Consider the following 17323-nt stretch of genomic DNA (forward strand, 5'->3'; position numbering starts at 1 on the left):
AAAAGCAGGGGCTGCGCCCCGTGCTTTTCCCCGCACCCGTCCCCCTACCTGTTCGTGGCCGCGACCCACCGCTCGAGAGCCTGCCGCGCCGCCCCGGAGTCGATCGACTCCGCGGCCCTGGCCATCCCGCCCCGCAACTGCTCCGCCAGCGGCGCGGACGCAGGCTCCAACGCCACCAACGCGGCCGCCGAGTTCAACAGCACCGCATCCCGCACGGGCCCGGTCTCCCCGCCCAGCAGCCGCCGCGCGACATCCGCGTTGTACGAGGCGTCGGCCCCGCGCAGCGCCTCCACGGGCACCAGCTCCAGGCCCACCTCGCGCGGGTCGAACGCCTCCTCGGTGACCTTGCCGTCGCGCACGATCCACACCCGCGACGTCGCCGTGGTCGTCAGCTCGTCCAGCCCGTCGTCGCCGCGGAACACCAGCGACGAGTTGCCGCGTTCGGCGAAGACACCCGCCATGATGGGCGCCATTCGGGGGTCCGCGACGCCGACCGCCTGGGCCCGCACCTTCGCCGGGTTCGCCAGCGGCCCGAGCGCGTTGAACACCGTACGGATGCCCAACTGCCCACGCGCGGCGGCCACATGACGCAGCGCCGGGTGGAACTTCACCGCGAAGCAGAAGGTGATGCCCGCTTCCTCGGCGACCTCCGCGACCCGCTGCGGGGTCAGCTCCAGATTGACGCCGAGCTTCTCCAGTACGTCGGACGCGCCGGAGGCCGAGGACGCGGCCCGGTTGCCGTGCTTGACGACCTTGGCGCCCGTACCGGCGACGACGATCGACGACATCGTGGAGATGTTGACCGTCTTGGCGCCGTCGCCGCCCGTGCCGACGATGTCGACGGTCCGCCCCGACACCTCGATCACCTTGGCGTGCTCGTACAGCGCCCGCACCAGCCCGGTGATCTCGTCGACGGTCTCGCCCTTGGCCCGCAGCGCCACCACGAACCCGGCGATCTGCGCGTCCGTCGCCTCACCGCGCATGATCTGGTCCATCGCCCAGAACGTGGCGCCGGCGTCCTGGTCCTGCCCGGCGAGGAGCGCGTTCAGCACCTGCGGCCAGGAACGGTCCGCCGCGGTGTCGCCTCCGGCGGGGGTCACAGCGCTCATCAGCCGCTCCTGGTGGTCGTAGCCGCGGGGACGGTCACCGCCCGCGGACGCGAGGTCATCGATGGCTCTCACCCTATCCAGCTCCGAGCACGGCGAAGGGCCCCCGTCCGAAGATCGGACGGGGGCCCTTCGACCGTGTGTGGCGACGCGGGGGATCAGTGGTGGCCGTGGCCGCTCGTGATCTCCTTGTACTCCTCGACGCTGGGCTTGAGGATCTGGTTGTCCTCGCCGTAGTAGCCCTTGCTCAGCTTGGCCCGCAGCTTCTCGCGACGCGTGATCTTGCGGGTGACGCCGTTCTCGTCGACCGCGGGACCGATCTCGGCCGGCTTGTACTGCTCGTGCGCCGTGAGCGTGTGCAGCTGCTCCTGGCTGAGCGGCTCGTGGACCTCGATGAACTCACCGTGCGGCAGGCGCTTGATGATGCCGGTCTCGCGACCGTGCAGGATCTTGTCCCTGTCGCGGCGCTGGAGGCCGAGGCAGACGCGCTTGGTGACGATGAACGCGAGGACCGGGGCCACGAAGAACGCGATCCGCACGAACCAGGTGATGGCGTTGATCGACAGGTGGAAGTGGGTCGCCCAGAGGTCGTTTCCACCACCGATCAGCAGAACCATGTACCAGGTGATCCACGCGACGCCGAAGGCCGTACGGGTCGGGGCGTTGCGCGGGCGGTCCAGGATGTGGTGCTCGCGCTTGTCGCCGGTGACCCAGGACTCGATGAACGGGTAGACCGCGATCGCGACCAGGACCAGCGGGAAGATCACCAGCGGGATGAACACACCCAGGACGAGCGTGTGACCCCAGAAGTTGATCTCCCAGCCCGGCATCACACGGATCAGGCCCTCGGAGAAGCCCATGTACCAGTCGGGCTGGGCGCCGGTCGACACCTGGTCCGGACGGTAGGGACCCATCGTCCAGATCGGGTTGATCGTGGCGATCGCCGAGATGATCGCGATGACACCGAAGACCAGGAAGAAGAAGCCTCCGGCCTTGGCCATGTACACGGGCAGCAGCGGCATGCCGACGACGTTGTTGTTCGTCTTTCCGGGGCCCGCGAACTGCGTGTGCTTGTGGTAGAAGACCAGGATCAGGTGCGCCACCATCAGGCCGAGCATGATGCCGGGCAGCAGCAGCACGTGCACCGAGTAGAACCGGGCCACGAAGTCGCCGCCGGGGAACTCCCCGCCGAAGAGGAAGAACGACAGGTACGTGCCGACGATCGGCACGGACAGGACCGCGCCCTCCATGAAGCGGACACCGGTGCCGGAGAGCAGGTCGTCCGGGAGCGAGTAACCGGTGAAGCCGGTGAACATGCCGAGGACGAACAGCAGGAAGCCGAACAGCCAGTTGACCTCACGCGGCTTGCGGAACGCGCCGGTGAAGAACACGCGCATCATGTGCACGAACATGCCGGCGAGGAAGACCAACGCGGCCCAGTGGTGGATCTGCCGGATCAGCAGACCACCGCGCACCTCGAACGAGATGTGCATGGTCGAGTTGAACGCCTCGGACATCAGCTGGCCCTGCAGCGGGACGTACGGGCCGTGGTACTCCACCTCGTTCATCGACGGGTGGAAGAACAACGTCAGGTACACACCCGTGAGGATGATGATGATGAAGCTGTAGAGGCAGACCTCACCCAACATGAACGACCAGTGGTCGGGGAAGATCTTGCGCATGTTGGCCTTGGCCAGGGAGTAGATCCCGAGCCGGCCGTCGGCCCAGTCGGCGACGCGCTCGCCGGCCGGTGCCTTCCCGCGCTTGTCGCGCGCGTCTGTGGTGGTTGCAGTGCTCATCCGCGCTCCCAGAAGGCAGGACCGACGGGCTCTTCGAAGTCGCTCAGGGCTTCGAGGTAGCCGTCTTCGCCGACGGTGATCCGCAGCTGCGGCAGGGCGTGACCCGCGGGACCGAAGATCACCTGGCCCGCGTCGGCGAGGTCGAAGGTGGACTGGTGGCAGGGGCAGAGCACGTGGTGCGTCTGCTGCTCGTACAGGGAGATCGGGCAACCGACGTGGGTGCAGATCTTCGAGTAGGCCAGGATGCCCTCGTGACCCCACTCCAGTGACTTCTTGGACTTGATGTTGTCCGGCTGGATCCGGACGATCATCAGGGCGTCCTTGGCGATGTTCTTCTGGAAGTCGTGGTCGTGCTCGTCGAGGCCGTCCGGCATGGCGAAGGTCAGCGACCCGACCGCGACGTCCGCGGGACGCAGCGGCTCACCCGTGTTCATGTTGACGAGCTTCTTGCCCTTGGCCCAGGTGGTGTGCCGCAGCTTGGTGCCGGGCAGCGGACCGAGGTCGCGCAGCAGGACGACACCGGCGAGCGGGACCATCGCCATCGCGCCGATCATCGTGTTGCGCACCAGCTTGCGCCGGCCGATGCCCGACTCGGCGGCACCCTGCTTGAAGTCCGCGTGGACCTTCGCGCGGACCTCGGGAGAGGCCTCGATCGGGTGACGCTCGTCGGCGACCTCCACATCGGACATCAGGGTGCGGGCCCAGTGGACCGCGCCCGCGCCGATGCAGAACAGGGCCAGGCCCAGCGTGCCGCCCAGCGCGAAGTTCAGCGCGCTGATGTGCCCGATCGGCCAGACGTAGATCGACCGGTCGACGGGGATCGCGACATACGAGGCGATGAACGCGATGGTGGACAGCATCGACACCGTGAACAGCAGGGCGACCGTGCGCTCGGACCGCTTGGCGGCCCGCTCGTCGATGTCCTGGATCCGGTGCTCGTGGGGCGGGAGGCCGGGGTCCGCGAAGGGGTTCTCCTCGTCCGCGACCTTCACCGCGCCGTGCGCGTCGCCCTGCTCAGCAGGCAGGTTCTCTTCTGGAATGTCTTGGCTACTCATGACTTCTTGGCCTTTGCGGTCCGAGCGGCGACCCACACGGCGACAGCGATCAGCGTGCCGAGACCGAAGACCCAGCCGAACAGGCCCTCGCTGACGGGACCGAGTCCGCCGAGGCTGAGGCCACCGGGCTCCACGGTGTCATCGCTGTTGACCGCTTCGAGGTACGCGATGATGTCCTTCTTGTTCTCCTCCGACAGCGTGGTGTCGGGGAAGGACGGCATGTTCTGCGGGCCGGTCTGCATGGCCTCGTAGATGTGCTTCGGGTCGACACCCTCAAGGCTCGGCGCGTACTTGCCCTCGGACAGCGCACCGCCCTTGCCGGTGAAGTTGTGGCACTGAGCGCAGTTCGTCCGGAACAGCTCGCCGCCCTCGGCGATGTCCGCGCCCTCGGGGTTGTACGCGTTCTCGGTCGGGATCTCGGGACCGGCGCCCAGCGAGGCGATGAACGCCGCGAGCTGGTCGATCTCGGCCTGCGAGTAGATGTTCTTCTTCTTCGGGATCTGCGCGCCGGGCTGCTGCGCCGGCATACGGCCCGTGCCGACCTGGAAGTCGACGGCCGCCGCGCCCACGCCCACCAGGCTCGGCCCGTCGGAGGTGCCCTCGCCGCCCTTGCCGTGGCAGCTTGCGCAGCCCACCAAGTAGAGCTTCTTGCCCTCCTCGATGGTGAGGGTCTGGGCGGTTTCATCGGCCTGCGCCTTGTCCGCGGGCGCGAAGGCGGTGTACAGCCCCCCGGTGGCCGCCAGCGCGATGAGTAGGACGACGACCGCCGCCAGCGGATGGCGTCGTCGTGCGGAGAGCTTTTTCACGGATTACCCCGGTGTCAGGATCTTCTGCGTCGGTGCTTCTGGAAGGGTCGTTCTCGGGATCGAGGCGGGCATACGGTCCGCCCGGCTCGTCCGCCCGATTACTTGATCATGTAGATCGTGGCGAAGAGGCCGATCCAGACGACATCGACGAAGTGCCAGTAGTAGGACACGACGATGGCCGCGGTCGCCTGCTCGTGGGTGAACCTCTTGGCCGCGTAGGTGCGCCCGAGGACCAGCAGGAAGGCGATGAGGCCGCCCGTCACGTGCAGGCCGTGGAAGCCGGTGGTCAGGTAGAAGACCGAGCCGTACGGGTCGGACGAGAGCGACAGGCCCTCGTGCTTGACCAGCTCGGTGTACTCGAAGACCTGACCGCCGATGAAGATCGCACCCATCACGAACGTGACGATGAACCACATCCTGAGCTTCTTCACGTCCCCGCGCTCGGCGGCGAAGACGCCGAGCTGGCAGGTCAGGGAGGAGAGCACCAGGATCGTGGTGTTGGTCGCCGAGAACGGGAAGTTCAGGGTGTCGGCCTTCTCGGCCCAGAACGTCGGACCCGTCACCGATCGCAGGGTGAAGTACATCGCGAAGAGGGCCGCGAAGAACATCAGCTCGGAACTCAGCCAGATGATGGTTCCGACGCTGGTGAGGTTCGGCCGGTTGACCGACGGGTGCGCGTGCCCGGTATCTACTGTCGTTGCTGTCGCCACGACCGACATTATGTCGGTCGCTTATCCCGCCCTCACTCCGGGGGGTGCCGTTCGGAGTGTTGCTCCCTTCCGTACCGGTGTTGACGTGGTGTTCAAGGGAGTAGCATCCGCGCATCGGTCCCTGTCCGTACGACGTCTGAATCTTCTGCGTAACGGAGGAACAATGCGCCCGACCGCCACGGTGCTGGTGTACAGCGACGACTCCAACACCCGTGAACAAGTACGGCTGGCGACCGGCCGGCGCCCCGCCCCGGACGTCCCGTTCGTGGAGTTCCTCGAGTGCGCGACCCCCGCGGCCGTCGTGAAGGAGCTGGACAAGGGCGGTATCGATGTCTGCGTCCTCGACGGTGAGGCCGTGCCCATGGGGGGCATGGGCCTGTGCCGCCAGATCAAGGACGAGGTCTTCGAGTGCCCGCCGGTGCTGCTGCTGATCGGCCGGCCGCAGGACGCGTGGCTGGCGACGTGGAGCCGCGCGGACGGTGCGGTGACGCTGCCGGTGGACCCGGTGGAGTTCGCGTCGGCGCTGGCGTCCCTGCTGCGCGGGAAGCGGGCGCTGAGCGCCTAGGCCGTACTCGCCCGCGCCCCTGAGGACCCCTTGAGGGGGCGCGGCCCTTCCCTCACGCCGATTCGGGGCGCAGGCGGGCGTGGATCTCGGAGCGGGGGGCCTGCTTGGTGCCGGCCGTGAGGGCGCTGCCCTCGCGCCACTTCTGCCAGTCGAGGTTCCAGTCGCCGAAGCCGTTGCCGAAGGGGGCCATGGTGTCGCCGGCGGAGTTGACGACCTTGACGATGTCGCCCTCGTTGATCGTGTCGTAGAACCACTCGGCGTTGGCGCTGCTCATGCCGGTGCAGCCGTGGCTGACGTTGGCGTAGCCCTGGGAGCCGGTGGACCAGGGGGCGGCGTGGACGTACTCGCCGCTGTTGGTGACCCTGACGGAGTTGTGGACGACCAGGTCGTAGAAGTCCGACGCGCCTATGCTGGCGCTGGTCATGCGCACGGTGCCTTCCTTGGCCAGGACGACCTTGACCCCGTTGCGGGTGTCGTAGCCGGGCATCCCCGTGGTGACCGGGATCTCCTTGATGACCTTGTCGTTCTTGTAGACGGTCATCTGGTGCGCGGCGGCGTCCGTGACAGCGATGATCTTGTCGCCGGTGGTGAGCGTCAGGGGGTCGGCCTTGCCGCCCCAGAGGCGGTCACCGATCTTTATGCCCTCCAGGTTGCTGCGGACCTTGATGGTCGCGCCCGCGGGCCAGTACTCCTTGGGCCGGTAGTGGAGCTTCTTGTCGTCCACCCAGTGCCAGGCGCCCTCCGCGGCGGGCGTGGACTCCACCTTGAGCGCGCGTTCGACGACTGCCCTGGCCGCCTTGTCCTTGACGGCCCTGCTGAGTTCGGCGGTGACGGGCTGGCCGACGCCGTACTTGCCGCCCTTGGGCCCGAAGGTGACGTTCAGGCGCTTCTTGGCGAGCGGCCGGCCGGTGTCGAAGGACCGCTCCTCGCGACCGGGGGCGCCGTCGTCGTCCTCGGTGCTCACCCGGACCGTGTAGCGGGCGTTGGCGGCGAGCGGTGAGGTGGAGTGCCAGCGGCTGCCGTCGGCGGAGAGTTCGCCCGCCACGTAGCGTCCTGCGGCGTCCACGGCGGTGACGTCGGTGATGCGTCCGTCGTCCTCTGCGGTGACTTCCAGGGGCTTGTCCGGGTCGGCCTTCTCGCCGTCGCCGGAGGGGGTGTTGAAGGAGACCTGGTCGCCCGCGTCGTACGGCTTGCCCGAGAGCGGGTGCCCGCCGGAACCGCAGGCGGTGACGCCCGCTCCCAGCGAGACGACCAGCAGGGTGCAGCTGAGGACCGTGCGGTTTCGCGCTGTAGTGCTCATGGCTTCAACGTAGGAACGGCCGTGGGGCGCGGCGCGCCGAGTGGGCCGAGTGGGGGACATCCGGTGTGGCAAACGAGGGAAGCCCGGACCTCCTGTCGGAGTGTCCGGGCTTCCGCCGCTCAGCGCGTGTTACTGGTTCTGGTTCTCTCCGCGGTAGTACTCGAAGACCCAGCCCCACAGGCCGACCAGGATGACCGGCAGGGAGAAGTACAGCAGCCACCAGCCGAAGACGACGCCCAGGAAGGCCAGCGCGCCGCCGATGCCGAGGGCGAGCGGCTGCCAGCTGTGCGGGCTGAAGAAGCCCAGCTCGCCCGCGTCGTCCGCGACGTCGGCCTCCTTGTTGTCCTGTGCGCCGACGTCGACCCGCCGGGCCGTGAAGGCCAGGTAGTAGCCGACCATGATGCACAGGCCGAAGGCCAGGAAGAGCGCCGTGGTACCGGCCGGCTCCTTCGACCACACGCCATAGACGATCGCCATGGCGAGGACGAAGACGCTCAGCCAGATGAACATCTTGCCCTGGATCTTCACTTGCCGGCCTCCTTGCCGCTGCCGCTGCCCGCGAGCTCGTTGGCGCGGGGAGCGCCGTGCGCGAGCTGCTCGAGCGCGGCGATCTCCGGGTGGTGCAGGTCGAACGCCGGGGATTCGCTGCGGATCCGCGGCAGGGTGAGGAAGTTGTGCCGCGGCGGCGGGCAGGAGGTCGCCCACTCCAGGGAACGGCCGTAGCCCCACGGGTCGTCGACGCCGACGGGCTTGCCGTACTTGGCCGTCTTCCACACGTTGTAGAGGAACGGCAGGATCGACAGGCCGAGCACGAAGGAGCTGATCGTCGAGATCGTGTTCAGGGCGGTGAAGCCGTCGGCCGCCAGGTAGTCGGCGTAACGACGCGGCATGCCCTCGGCGCCCAGCCAGTGCTGGACGAGGAACGTGCCGTGGAAGCCGATGAACAGCGTCCAGAACGTGATCTTGCCGAGGCGCTCGTCGAGCATCTTGCCCGTCCACTTCGGCCACCAGAAGTGGAAGCCGGAGAACATCGCGAAGACGACGGTGCCGAACACCACGTAGTGGAAGTGCGCCACCACGAAGTACGAGTCGGAGACGTGGAAGTCCATCGGGGGCGAGGCCAGGATGACACCGGTCAGACCACCGAAGGTGAAGGTGATCAGGAAGCCGGTCGCCCAGAGCATCGGGGTCTCGAAGGACAGCGAGCCCTTCCACATCGTTCCGATCCAGTTGAAGAACTTCACGCCGGTCGGTACGGCGATGAGGAACGTCATGAAGGAGAAGAACGGGAGGAGCACGCCACCGGTGACGTACATGTGGTGCGCCCACACCGTGACCGAGAGGCCGGCGATCGCGATGGTCGCGCCGATCAGGCCCATGTAGCCGAACATCGGCTTGCGGGAGAAGACCGGGATGACCTCGGAGATGATGCCGAAGAACGGCAGCGCGATGATGTACACCTCTGGATGGCCGAAGAACCAGAAGAGGTGTTGCCAGAGCAGTGCGCCGCCGTTGGCCGGGTCGAAGACGTGGGCCCCGAACTTGCGGTCCGCCTCCAGGGCGAACAGCGCGGCCGCGAGGACCGGGAAGGCGAGCAGGACCAGGACACCGGTCAGCAGCACGTTCCAGGTGAAGATCGGCATGCGGAACATGGTCATGCCCGGTGCGCGCATGCAGATGATCGTGGTGATGAAGTTGACCGAGCCGAGGATCGTGCCGAAGCCGGAGAAGGCCAGACCCATGATCCACATGTCGGCGCCGACACCCGGGCTGCGGACCGCGTCCGACAGCGGGGAGTAGGCGAACCAGCCGAAGTCGGCCGCACCCTGCGGGGTGAGGAAGCCGGCCACCGCGATCAGTGAGCCGAAGAGGTACAGCCAGTACGCGAACATGTTCAGCCGCGGGAACGCCACGTCGGGCGCGCCGATCTGCAGCGGCATGATCCAGTTGGCGAATCCGGCGAACAGCGGCGTCGCGAACATCAGCAGCATGATCGTGCCGTGCATCGTGAACGCCTGGTTGAACTGCTCGTTCGACATGATCTGCGTGCCCGGACGGGCCAGCTCGGCGCGCATGAGGAGCGCCATGACGCCGCCGATGCAGAAGAACGCGAACGACGTGACCAGGTAGAGCGTGCCGATCGTCTTGTGGTCGGTGGTCGTCAGCCACTTGACGACGACCTCACCGCGGCGCTGGCGCCGGACGGGCTGCTCGTCCTCGTAGTGGGACCCCGCCGCCTCGGCACCCTGAGGTTCGTTGAGGATGCTCACAGTACGTTCGTCTCCCGGTTCTTCTCGTGCTTCGTCTGCTCAATACCGGCCGGGACGTAACCGGTCTGGCCCTGCTCCGCGAGCTCCTTGAGGTGCTGCTCGTAGCGCTCGGGGGAGACGACCTTGACGTTGAAGAGCATCCGCGAGTGGTCCACACCGCACAGCTCGGCGCACTTGCCCAGGAAGGTGCCTTCCTGGTTGGGGGTCACCTGGAAGGCGTTGGTGTGGCCCGGGATGACGTCCTGCTTCATCAGGAACGGCACCACCCAGAAGGAGTGGATGACGTCACGCGAGGTGAGGACGAAGCGGACCGTCTTGCCCTTGGGGAGCCAGAGGGTCGGGCCGGGGTTGCCGGTCTGCGGGTTCTTCTCACCGGGGATACCGCAGGTGTAGACGCCGCCGGCGTTGGCCGGGAAGTCCTTCTTGTACCGCTCCGGGATCGCGGCCAGGTTGGCGTCCTTGGCCGCGTCGCCGGTGGAGCCGTCGACGTTCTCGATGTAGTTGAAGCACCAGCTCCACTGGAAGCCGACCACGTTGACCGTGACGTCGGGCTTCTTGGACGTGTCGAGGAGCTTCGACTCGTCGCGGGCGGTGAAGTAGAACAGCACCGAGACGATGATCAGCGGAACGACCGTGTACAGCGCCTCGATGGGCATGTTGTACCGGGTCTGTGGGGGAACCTCGACCTTGGTGCGGCTGCGCCGGTGGAAGAAAGCACTCCACAGGATCAGGCCCCAGACCAGTACGCCCGTGGCGAGCGCGGCCGCCCAGGAACCCTGCCACAGGGAGAGGATCCGCGGAGCCTCTTCCGTGGTCGGGGTGGGCATACCAAGGCGAGGGAAGTCCTTGTATGTGCAACCGGTGGCGGTCGCCAGGACCAGGCCCGCAGTCAGTGCCTGCAGCAGCTTCCGCCGCATCGGGCGCCGCGGCGAGCGGTCGGAGCCGTTGGGACTCACGTAGCGCCTTCCCGAGAGTCTCGCCCGCGCAGGTCAGGCTGCGGCCTTCTCGCTGGTCGGTCGCCGCCCTGCGGCGGGCAGGGGTTTGGATGTTTATGCGGACCAAACCCTACTGGACGCGATTTGGGGTCGCGCGGGGAGGGGGGCCCAACACTCCGTGGGTCATGCCGTGCGCCTAATAGCTCGACAGTTCGGGGGGTTTGGCGGGTTCAGGCAGGTTGTGGTTGTTCGCGCAGTTCCCCGCGCCCCCGTTTCACTCGCCCCGAGGCTTTAGCGTTGACCTGTGGCGTACTTCGACTCTGCTTCCTCCGCTCCCCTCCACCCCGTCGCACGGCAGGCGCTGTTGGCCTCCCTGGACGAGGGGTGGGCCGATCCCGCCCGGCTGTACCGGGAGGGGCGGCGGGCGCGGATGCTGCTGGACGCGGCCCGTGAGGCGGCCGCCGAGGCCGTGGGGTGCCGGGCGGACGAGCTGGTGTTCACCTCGTCCGGGACACGCGCGGTGCACTCCGGGGTCGCCGGGGTGCTGGCGGGACGGCGGCGCGCGGGACGCCACCTGATCGTGTCGTCCGTCGAACACTCTTCGGTGCTGCACGCGGCGGAGGTCCACGAGGCCGGGGGCGGGACGGTCACCCACGTGCTGGTGGATCGGTCGGGAGCGGTGTCCGCGCCCTCGTTCGCCGAGGCCCTGCGCCCCGACACCGCGCTGGCGTGTCTGCAGTCCGCCAACCACGAGGTGGGGACGGAGCAGCCGGTGGCCGAGGTGGCGGCGGGGTGCCGGGAGGCGGGGGTGCCGCTGCTGGTGGACGCCGCGCAGTCGCTGGGGTGGGGCCGCGTCGACGGGGACTGGTCGGTCCTGACGGGGAGTGCCCACAAGTGGGGCGGTCCGTCCGGGGTGGGGCTGCTCGTCGTGCGCAAGGGGGTGCGGTTCGCGGCCCAAGGACCCGCCGACGAGCGGGAGTCGGGGCGGGCCGCCGGGTTCGAGAACATCCCGGCGATCGTGGCGGCGGCGGCCTCGCTGCGGGCGGTTCGGGCGGAGGCCGCAGCGGAGTCCGTACGGCTGCGGGAGCTGACGGAGCGGATCCGGACACGGGTGCCGGCGTTGGTGCCGGACGTGGAGGTGGTCGGACATCCGGAGCGGAGGCTGCCCGGTGTCGTCACCTTCTCCTGTCTCTATGTGGATGGGGAGACATTGCTGCACGAGCTGGACCGCGCGGGGTTCTCCGTGTCGTCCGGGTCCTCCTGCACGAGCAGCACGCTGACGCCGAGCCATGTGCTGCGCGCCATGGGGGTGCTGAGCGAGGGCAACGTACGGGTGTCGCTGCCGGCGGGCACGGCGGAGGAGGACGTCGAGCGGTTCCTGGCGGTGCTGCCGGGGGCGGTCGCCGCGGTGCGGGAGAAGCTGGGCGCGCCGGCCCCGGCCGCCGTGGTGCGCGAGGACGCCCTGGTCGTGGACGCCCTCGGCAAGCGGTGCCCCATCCCCGTCATCGAGCTGGCGAAGGTGATCGCGGACGTCCCCGTCGGCGGCACGGTCCGTGTCCTCTCCGACGACGAGGCGGCCCGTCTGGACATCCCGGCGTGGTGCGAGATGCGGGGCCAGGAGTACGTCGGAGAGGAAACGGCGGAGCGGGGCTCGGCGTATGTGGTGCGCCGGGTGGGCTGAGCCGTCAGGCGGGGTGGGCCGTCAGGTGAGGTGGGCCTTGACCTCGCCGGCGGCGTCGTCGCCGTACGCCTTGGTGAAGCGCTCCATGAAGTGGCCGCGGCGCAGCTGGTACTCCTGGGTGCCCACGGTCTCGATGACCAGCGTGGCGAGCATGCAGCCGACCTGGGCCGCGCGCTCCAGGGAGACGCCCCAGGCGAGCCCGGAGAGGAAGCCGGCGCGGAACGCGTCGCCGACGCCGGTGGGGTCGGCCTTGCGCTCCTCGTCCGGGCAGCCGACCTCGATCGGGTCGTGGCCGACGCGCTCGATGCGGACGCCCTGCGCTCCGAGGGTGGTCACCCGGTGGCCGACCCGGTCGAGGATCTCCGCGTCCGACCAGCCGGTCTTGTTCTCGATGAGGCCCTTCTCGTACTCGTTGGAGAAGAGGTAGGTCGCGCCGTCCAGCAGTATCCGGATCTCCTCACCCTCCATGCGGGCGATCTGCTGGGAGAAGTCGGCGGCGAAGGGGATGCCGCGCGAACGGCACTCCTCGGTGTGGCGGAGCATCGCCTCCGGGTCGTCGGCGCCGATGAGGACCAGGTCGAGGCCGTCGACGCGGTCGGCGACGGTCTTCAGCTCGATGAGACGGGCCTCGCTCATGGCACCGGTGTAGAAGGAGCCGATCTGGTTGTGGTCGGCGTCGGTGGTGCAGACGAAGCGGGCCGTGTGCAGCGTCTCGGAGATGCGCACGGAGGCCGTGTCGACGCCGTGCCGGTCGAGCCAGGCGCGGTACTCGTCGAAGTCGGAGCCGGCCGCGCCGACGAGGATCGGCTTCGTGCCGAGCTGTCCCATGCCGAACGCGATGTTCGCGCCGACACCGCCCCGGCGGACGTCGAGCTGGTCGACGAGGAAGGAGAGGGAGACCGTGTGCAGCTGGTCCGCGACGAACTGGTCGGCGAAGCGGCCCGGGAAGGTCATCAGATGGTCGGTGGCGATGGAACCGGAGACTGCGATACGCACGGCGAGGACACGCTCCTGCGGAGGGAGAGGGGATTGACAGTTCACGCTACCGGGTCGTCCGGGCCCTCAGAAGCAGGCAAAACTACCCGATAGTAGGTCTTTCTTCGTGGGGTTCCCGGTGCGTACGGTGCCGATATGACGAACCCCAAGATCCACGGCACCGTCCCGTTCGACCCGGACGGCGGCCTCGCGGCGCTGCGCGGCGACTGCGCCCGGATGGCACCGCACTGGGCGGCCCCCGCGAAGGTCATTACGGCTCCGGTGCCCCCTTCGCTCATCCACGGGGTGACGGTTCCCGCGACCTCCGCGCGGCTGGTGGACGCGATGTCGGACTACGGCGACTGAGGGGTCCGCCGCGCACCCGCTCGACGGACAGGGAACCGTCGGCTCCTCCGCCGCGTCCCATCGCTGTCCCCCGTATAGGGGAGGCGGTGTACGACCAGCCGAAGGAGCGATGCGGTGAACGCCGAGCGACCCGACCACCCCGAGAAACCGGACGAGGGCACCCGGCCCGACGCGACCGAGGAGCTCAGGGCTGCCGGGGACCGGGCCGAGGCGGCCGGGAAGACCGACTCGGCCGAGGCCGAGGGGGCTCCCGCCACGGGGGCCGGCGACGACGAGGCGCGGGAGGCCCGTACGGGGGACGTGCCCGAGGTCGCCGAGGTCGGGCAGGCCGAGGCCGCCGAGGTCGAGGACACCCGGCGGGCGGCACGGCGGCGGTCCCGCGTGGTCGTGGCCTCCGTGGCCGCGGCGGTGCTGCTCGTCGGCGGCGGTGGGGCGTTTCTCGCGGCGACCACGTCCGGTGGGTCCGGCGATGGCTCCGGGCGCTCGGCCGGCTCCGACGGCACTCCTCCGCCGCTGGCGCTCGACGGCTACGGCGGCAGCGGTTCGAACGGCATCGCTCCCGGTGAACCCGACCCCAACGGGGTGACGTACCAGGCCGACGGCAAGCTGCCCGACGGCCCGGACTCGGCCCCCGTGTACCGGGCCGAGGGGCAGGTCACGGCCGCCGAGGTGGCGCGGCTCGCCAAGGCGCTGGGCGTCGACGGCGAGCCGAGGGCCGAGGGCGAGAGCTGGCGGGTCGGCACCACGGGCGACGGATCGGGCCCCACCCTCCAGGTCGGCAGGAAGGCGCCGGGCGCGTGGACGTTCAGCCGGTTCACACCGGGCACCGACAACTGCCAGAAGGTCGTCGTCTGCACCGCCGTGCCCCCGGCCGGTGACGCCGACCCGGTGAGCGAGGCCGCGGCGAGGAAGGCGGCGACGCCGATCCTCAAGGCCGTCGGCCAGGACGACGCCAAGCTCGACGTCTCCCGGCTCCTCGACGACGTCCGCGTGGTGAACGCCGACCCCGAGGTCGGCGGGCTGCCCACGTACGGCTGGGCGACCAACCTCCAGGTCGGCGCCGACGGCACGGTGGTCGGCGGCAGCGGCAATGTGAAGGCACCGGTGAAGGGCGACAGGTACCCGGTGGTCGACGCGGAGCGGGCGCTGAAGCTGCTGAACGAGTCGGGGCAGGGCGTCGGCCACGCCCGCGAGGACGGCACGCCGTCGCCGTCGATGCCGCGGACCCTGCCCGTGCCGGTCGAGGACGCGGTGTTCGGGCTGGCCTCCCACCAGGTCGGCGGCCGGCCGGCGCTGGTGCCGTCCTGGCTGTTCGAGGTGCGGCCGCGGAAGGCCGCGGAGGGCTTCACCGTGACGCACCCGGCCGTCGACCCGAAGTACCTGGCCCCCTCCGCCCAGCCGGAGGAGCCGACCGAGGGGCCCGAGGACCCGAACGTCCCCGGCGACCGGCCGCCGGCCGACCCCACGACGCGGAACGTCCCGGTACAGGGCTACACCGCCGACGGCAGGGAGCTGACCGTCAGCTTCTGGGGCGGGGTGTGCAGCGAGTACACGGTCACCGCGACCGAGAAGTCGGGCGAGGTGACGGTCACCGTGACCGGCACCTCCCAGCCCGGCCGGGTCTGCGTCATGATCGCCAAGGCGATGGAGCGCACCGTGCGACTGGACGGGCCGCTGGGCGACCGCGAGGTGGTCGGACCGGACGGCGAGGAGATCCACGAGGGCGGGATCCGGGAGACGCAGCCGCAGTAGGGCCGGCCGCGAGCCGGGAACGGACGAAGGCGGCGCCCCCTTCGGAGGGGGACGCCGCCTTCGTCGTGCTCAGCGCGCGCCGTACGGGCCGTGCTCAGCGCGCGCCGTACGGCGTGCGGGCGGGCTCAGCTGAAGGAGTCGCCGCAGGCGCAGGAGCCGGTCGCGTTCGGGTTGTCGATGGTGAAGCCCTGCTTCTCGATGGTGTCGACGAAGTCGATGGTGGCGCCGCCGAGGTAGGGGGCGCTCATGCGGTCGGTGGTGACCTTCACACCGTCGAAGTCCTTGACCACGTCACCGTCGAGCGAACGCTCGTCGAAGAAGAGCTGGTAGCGCAGGCCGGAGCAGCCGCCGGGCTGGACGGCGACGCGCAGCGACAGGTCGTCACGGCCTTCCTGGTCGAGCAGGGCCTTGACCTTGGCCGCGGCGGCGTCGGTCAGGATGATGCCGTCGGTGACGGTGGTGGTCTCGTCCGATACGGACATCTACATCTCTCCCGGGTTGTACGGAGACTGCTTGCCGACGAGTGCAACCGCCGGGGTCCCGGATTCATTCCGTCCGGGGCGAGCGGTTTTCCACCGCGTCCTTCTTCATGCTCGCACATGGCCCGCGTGCTGGGCACCGGCCGCCGCACGGGTGTCCGGTCGGCCCGCCGGGATTCATGTCACATCGACGCTATGGGCATCGTCAACGTGACGTGAAGCGGTTATGATAGATAGCGTCATTTCGACGAAAAGGCTAGCCCGTATGTCCCGCCGGCTCCCCTCGGGCCGGCGAGCCGCAGAACAGAAAGGGTGCGTGTCGTGACCACCGCCCAGACCCCGGAGCTCGACGTACAGCCGACGCCCCTCGCCCTGCTGCTGCTCGGCCGTGAGGCCGACCCGAGGAGCGAGCGCGGAGTCGACTGCCCCGGCGACCTCCCCTCCCCCTCCGACCCCGACCTGGTGGAGCGTGCCCGGGCGGCGAAGGCGAAGCTCGGCGACAAGGTCTTCGTGCTCGGCCACCACTACCAGCGCGACGAGGTCATCCAGTTCGCGGACGTCACGGGCGACTCCTTCAAGCTGGCCCGGGACGCGGCGGCGCGGCCCGAGGCCGAGTACATCGTCTTCTGCGGTGTGCACTTCATGGCCGAGTCGGCGGACATCCTGACCTCCGACGCCCAGAAGGTGGTCCTCCCCGACCTCGCCGCCGGGTGCTCGATGGCCGACATGGCCACCGCCGAGCAGGTCGCCGAGTGCTGGGACGTGCTGACCGAGGCCGGCGTGGCCGAGCAGGTCGTGCCGGTCTCGTACATGAACTCCTCCGCCGACATCAAGGCGTTCACCGGCAAGCACGGCGGCCTCATCTGCACCTCGTCGAACGCGAAGCGGGCCCTGGACTGGGCCTTCGAGCAGGGCGAGAAGGTGCTGTTCCTGCCCGACCAGCACCTGGGCCGCAACACCGCGGTGCGGGACATGGGCATGTCGCTGGAGGACTGCGTCGTCTACAACCCGCACAAGCCGGGCGGCGGCGTCACGGTGGAGCAGCTGCGGGCCGCGAAGATGATCCTGTGGCGGGGCCACTGCTCGGTGCACGGCCGCTTCAGCCTGGACTCCGTGAACGACGTACGGGCCCGCATACCCGGGGTCAACGTCCTCGTCCACCCCGAGTGCAAGCACGAGGTCGTGGCGGCGGCGGACCACGTCGGGTCCACCGAGTACATCATCAAGACGCTGGAGGCGGCCCCCGCCGGTTCCAAGTGGGCCATCGGCACCGAGCTGAACCTGGTGCGGCGGCTGGCGAACCGTTTCGCGTCCGAGGACAAGGAGATCGTCTTCCTCGACAAGACGGTCTGCTTCTGCTCGACCATGAACCGCATCGACCTGCCCCACCTGGTGTGGACACTGGAGTCGCTGGCGGAGGGCACCCTCGTCAACCGGATCGAGGTCGACAAGGAGACCGAGGCGTTCGCGAAGCTGGCACTGGAGCGGATGCTGGCGCTGCCGTAGCCCGCGCGGATGCCGGCG

Annotated in this window: 16 protein-coding genes; 5 read left to right on the forward strand and 11 right to left on the reverse strand. The window is 69.2% G+C overall.

From position 1 onward, the window contains the following. Positions 1 to 44 precede the first annotated feature (44 nt). From trpD to ctaE, 5 genes are all read right to left on the reverse strand, one after another. Complete coding sequence (gene trpD / locus SMA5143A_RS08520; protein WP_107462372.1) at positions 45 to 1109, reverse strand: anthranilate phosphoribosyltransferase; 1065 nt, start codon at positions 1107 to 1109, stop codon at positions 45 to 47. 155 nt (positions 1110 to 1264) lie between these two features. Further along, positions 1265 to 2905, reverse strand: coding sequence for a cytochrome bc1 complex cytochrome b subunit (gene qcrB, locus SMA5143A_RS08525; protein ID WP_107462300.1), 1641 nt, complete (start codon positions 2903 to 2905; stop codon positions 1265 to 1267). Further along, positions 2902 to 3960 carry a cytochrome bc1 complex Rieske iron-sulfur subunit gene (qcrA, locus tag SMA5143A_RS08530; RefSeq protein ID WP_107462301.1) on the reverse strand — a complete coding sequence of 353 codons (1059 nt, stop codon included), beginning with the start codon at positions 3958 to 3960 and terminating at the stop codon, positions 2902 to 2904. The genes qcrB and qcrA overlap by 4 nt, the downstream gene beginning before the upstream one ends. Continuing rightward, positions 3957 to 4766, reverse strand: a complete 810-nt coding sequence (qcrC, locus tag SMA5143A_RS08535; RefSeq protein ID WP_107462302.1) for a cytochrome bc1 complex diheme cytochrome c subunit — start codon at positions 4764 to 4766, stop codon at positions 3957 to 3959. Before qcrC ends, qcrA begins: the two co-directional genes overlap by 4 nt. 98 nt (positions 4767 to 4864) lie before the next feature. Beyond that, a complete protein-coding gene (ctaE, locus tag SMA5143A_RS08540; protein ID WP_055512653.1) occupies positions 4865 to 5485 on the reverse strand; it encodes an aa3-type cytochrome oxidase subunit III in 621 nt (206 codons plus the stop codon). 154 nt (positions 5486 to 5639) lie between these two features. Here ctaE and SMA5143A_RS08545 point away from each other — a divergent pair, with 154 nt between their 5' ends. Continuing rightward, positions 5640 to 6041 carry a response regulator transcription factor gene (locus SMA5143A_RS08545; protein ID WP_055715525.1) on the forward strand — a complete coding sequence of 134 codons (402 nt, stop codon included), beginning with the start codon at positions 5640 to 5642 and terminating at the stop codon, positions 6039 to 6041. A 52-nt stretch (positions 6042 to 6093) separates the two neighbouring features. Here SMA5143A_RS08545 and SMA5143A_RS08550 read toward each other — a convergent pair whose 3' ends face one another. The 4 genes from SMA5143A_RS08550 to ctaC form a co-directional block, all read right to left on the reverse strand. Next, positions 6094 to 7341: a L,D-transpeptidase gene (locus tag SMA5143A_RS08550; RefSeq protein ID WP_107462303.1), complete on the reverse strand. Its 1248-nt coding sequence runs from the start codon at positions 7339 to 7341 to the stop codon at positions 6094 to 6096. A 129-nt stretch (positions 7342 to 7470) separates the two neighbouring features. Next, complete coding sequence (locus SMA5143A_RS08555; RefSeq protein ID WP_107462304.1) at positions 7471 to 7869, reverse strand: cytochrome c oxidase subunit 4; 399 nt, start codon at positions 7867 to 7869, stop codon at positions 7471 to 7473. Next, entirely contained in the window at positions 7866 to 9611 is a 1746-nt protein-coding gene (gene ctaD / locus SMA5143A_RS08560) for an aa3-type cytochrome oxidase subunit I (protein WP_107462305.1), read from the reverse strand. Before ctaD ends, SMA5143A_RS08555 begins: the two co-directional genes overlap by 4 nt. After that, positions 9608 to 10567, reverse strand: a complete 960-nt coding sequence (gene ctaC / locus SMA5143A_RS08565) for an aa3-type cytochrome oxidase subunit II (protein WP_099963924.1) — start codon at positions 10565 to 10567, stop codon at positions 9608 to 9610. Before ctaC ends, ctaD begins: the two co-directional genes overlap by 4 nt. 283 nt (positions 10568 to 10850) lie before the next feature. Here ctaC and SMA5143A_RS08570 point away from each other — a divergent pair, with 283 nt between their 5' ends. Then, positions 10851 to 12227, forward strand: a complete 1377-nt coding sequence (locus tag SMA5143A_RS08570) for a cysteine desulfurase/sulfurtransferase TusA family protein (RefSeq protein WP_107462306.1) — start codon at positions 10851 to 10853, stop codon at positions 12225 to 12227. Positions 12228 to 12248: 21 nt separating this feature from the next. Here the strand turns inward: SMA5143A_RS08570 and SMA5143A_RS08575 are convergent, their stop codons facing one another. Beyond that, positions 12249 to 13223, reverse strand: coding sequence for a carbohydrate kinase family protein (locus SMA5143A_RS08575; protein ID WP_181361791.1), 975 nt, complete (start codon positions 13221 to 13223; stop codon positions 12249 to 12251). A 135-nt stretch (positions 13224 to 13358) separates the two neighbouring features. Between SMA5143A_RS08575 and SMA5143A_RS08580 the strand changes: the two genes are divergently transcribed. Together SMA5143A_RS08580 and SMA5143A_RS08585 are read left to right on the forward strand one after the other, a co-directional pair. Continuing rightward, positions 13359 to 13568 (forward strand): hypothetical protein, encoded by a 210-nt coding sequence (locus SMA5143A_RS08580; protein ID WP_055512668.1) that lies wholly within the window; start codon positions 13359 to 13361, stop codon positions 13566 to 13568. Positions 13569 to 13682: 114 nt separating this feature from the next. Further along, on the forward strand, positions 13683 to 15320 hold the full coding sequence (locus tag SMA5143A_RS08585; protein ID WP_107462308.1) for a hypothetical protein: 1638 nt from the start codon (positions 13683 to 13685) through the stop codon (positions 15318 to 15320). A gap of 125 nt (positions 15321 to 15445) precedes the next feature. Here the strand turns inward: SMA5143A_RS08585 and SMA5143A_RS08590 are convergent, their stop codons facing one another. Then, positions 15446 to 15802 carry a HesB/IscA family protein gene (locus SMA5143A_RS08590; RefSeq protein WP_055512670.1) on the reverse strand — a complete coding sequence of 119 codons (357 nt, stop codon included), beginning with the start codon at positions 15800 to 15802 and terminating at the stop codon, positions 15446 to 15448. A 318-nt stretch (positions 15803 to 16120) separates the two neighbouring features. Between SMA5143A_RS08590 and nadA the strand changes: the two genes are divergently transcribed. After that, positions 16121 to 17305 carry a quinolinate synthase NadA gene (gene nadA / locus SMA5143A_RS08600; protein ID WP_107462310.1) on the forward strand — a complete coding sequence of 395 codons (1185 nt, stop codon included), beginning with the start codon at positions 16121 to 16123 and terminating at the stop codon, positions 17303 to 17305. The last annotated feature ends 18 nt before the right edge of the window (positions 17306 to 17323 follow it).

This window comes from Streptomyces sp. MA5143a (genome assembly GCF_900290235.1).
GTDB lineage: Bacteria > Actinomycetota > Actinomycetes > Streptomycetales > Streptomycetaceae > Streptomyces.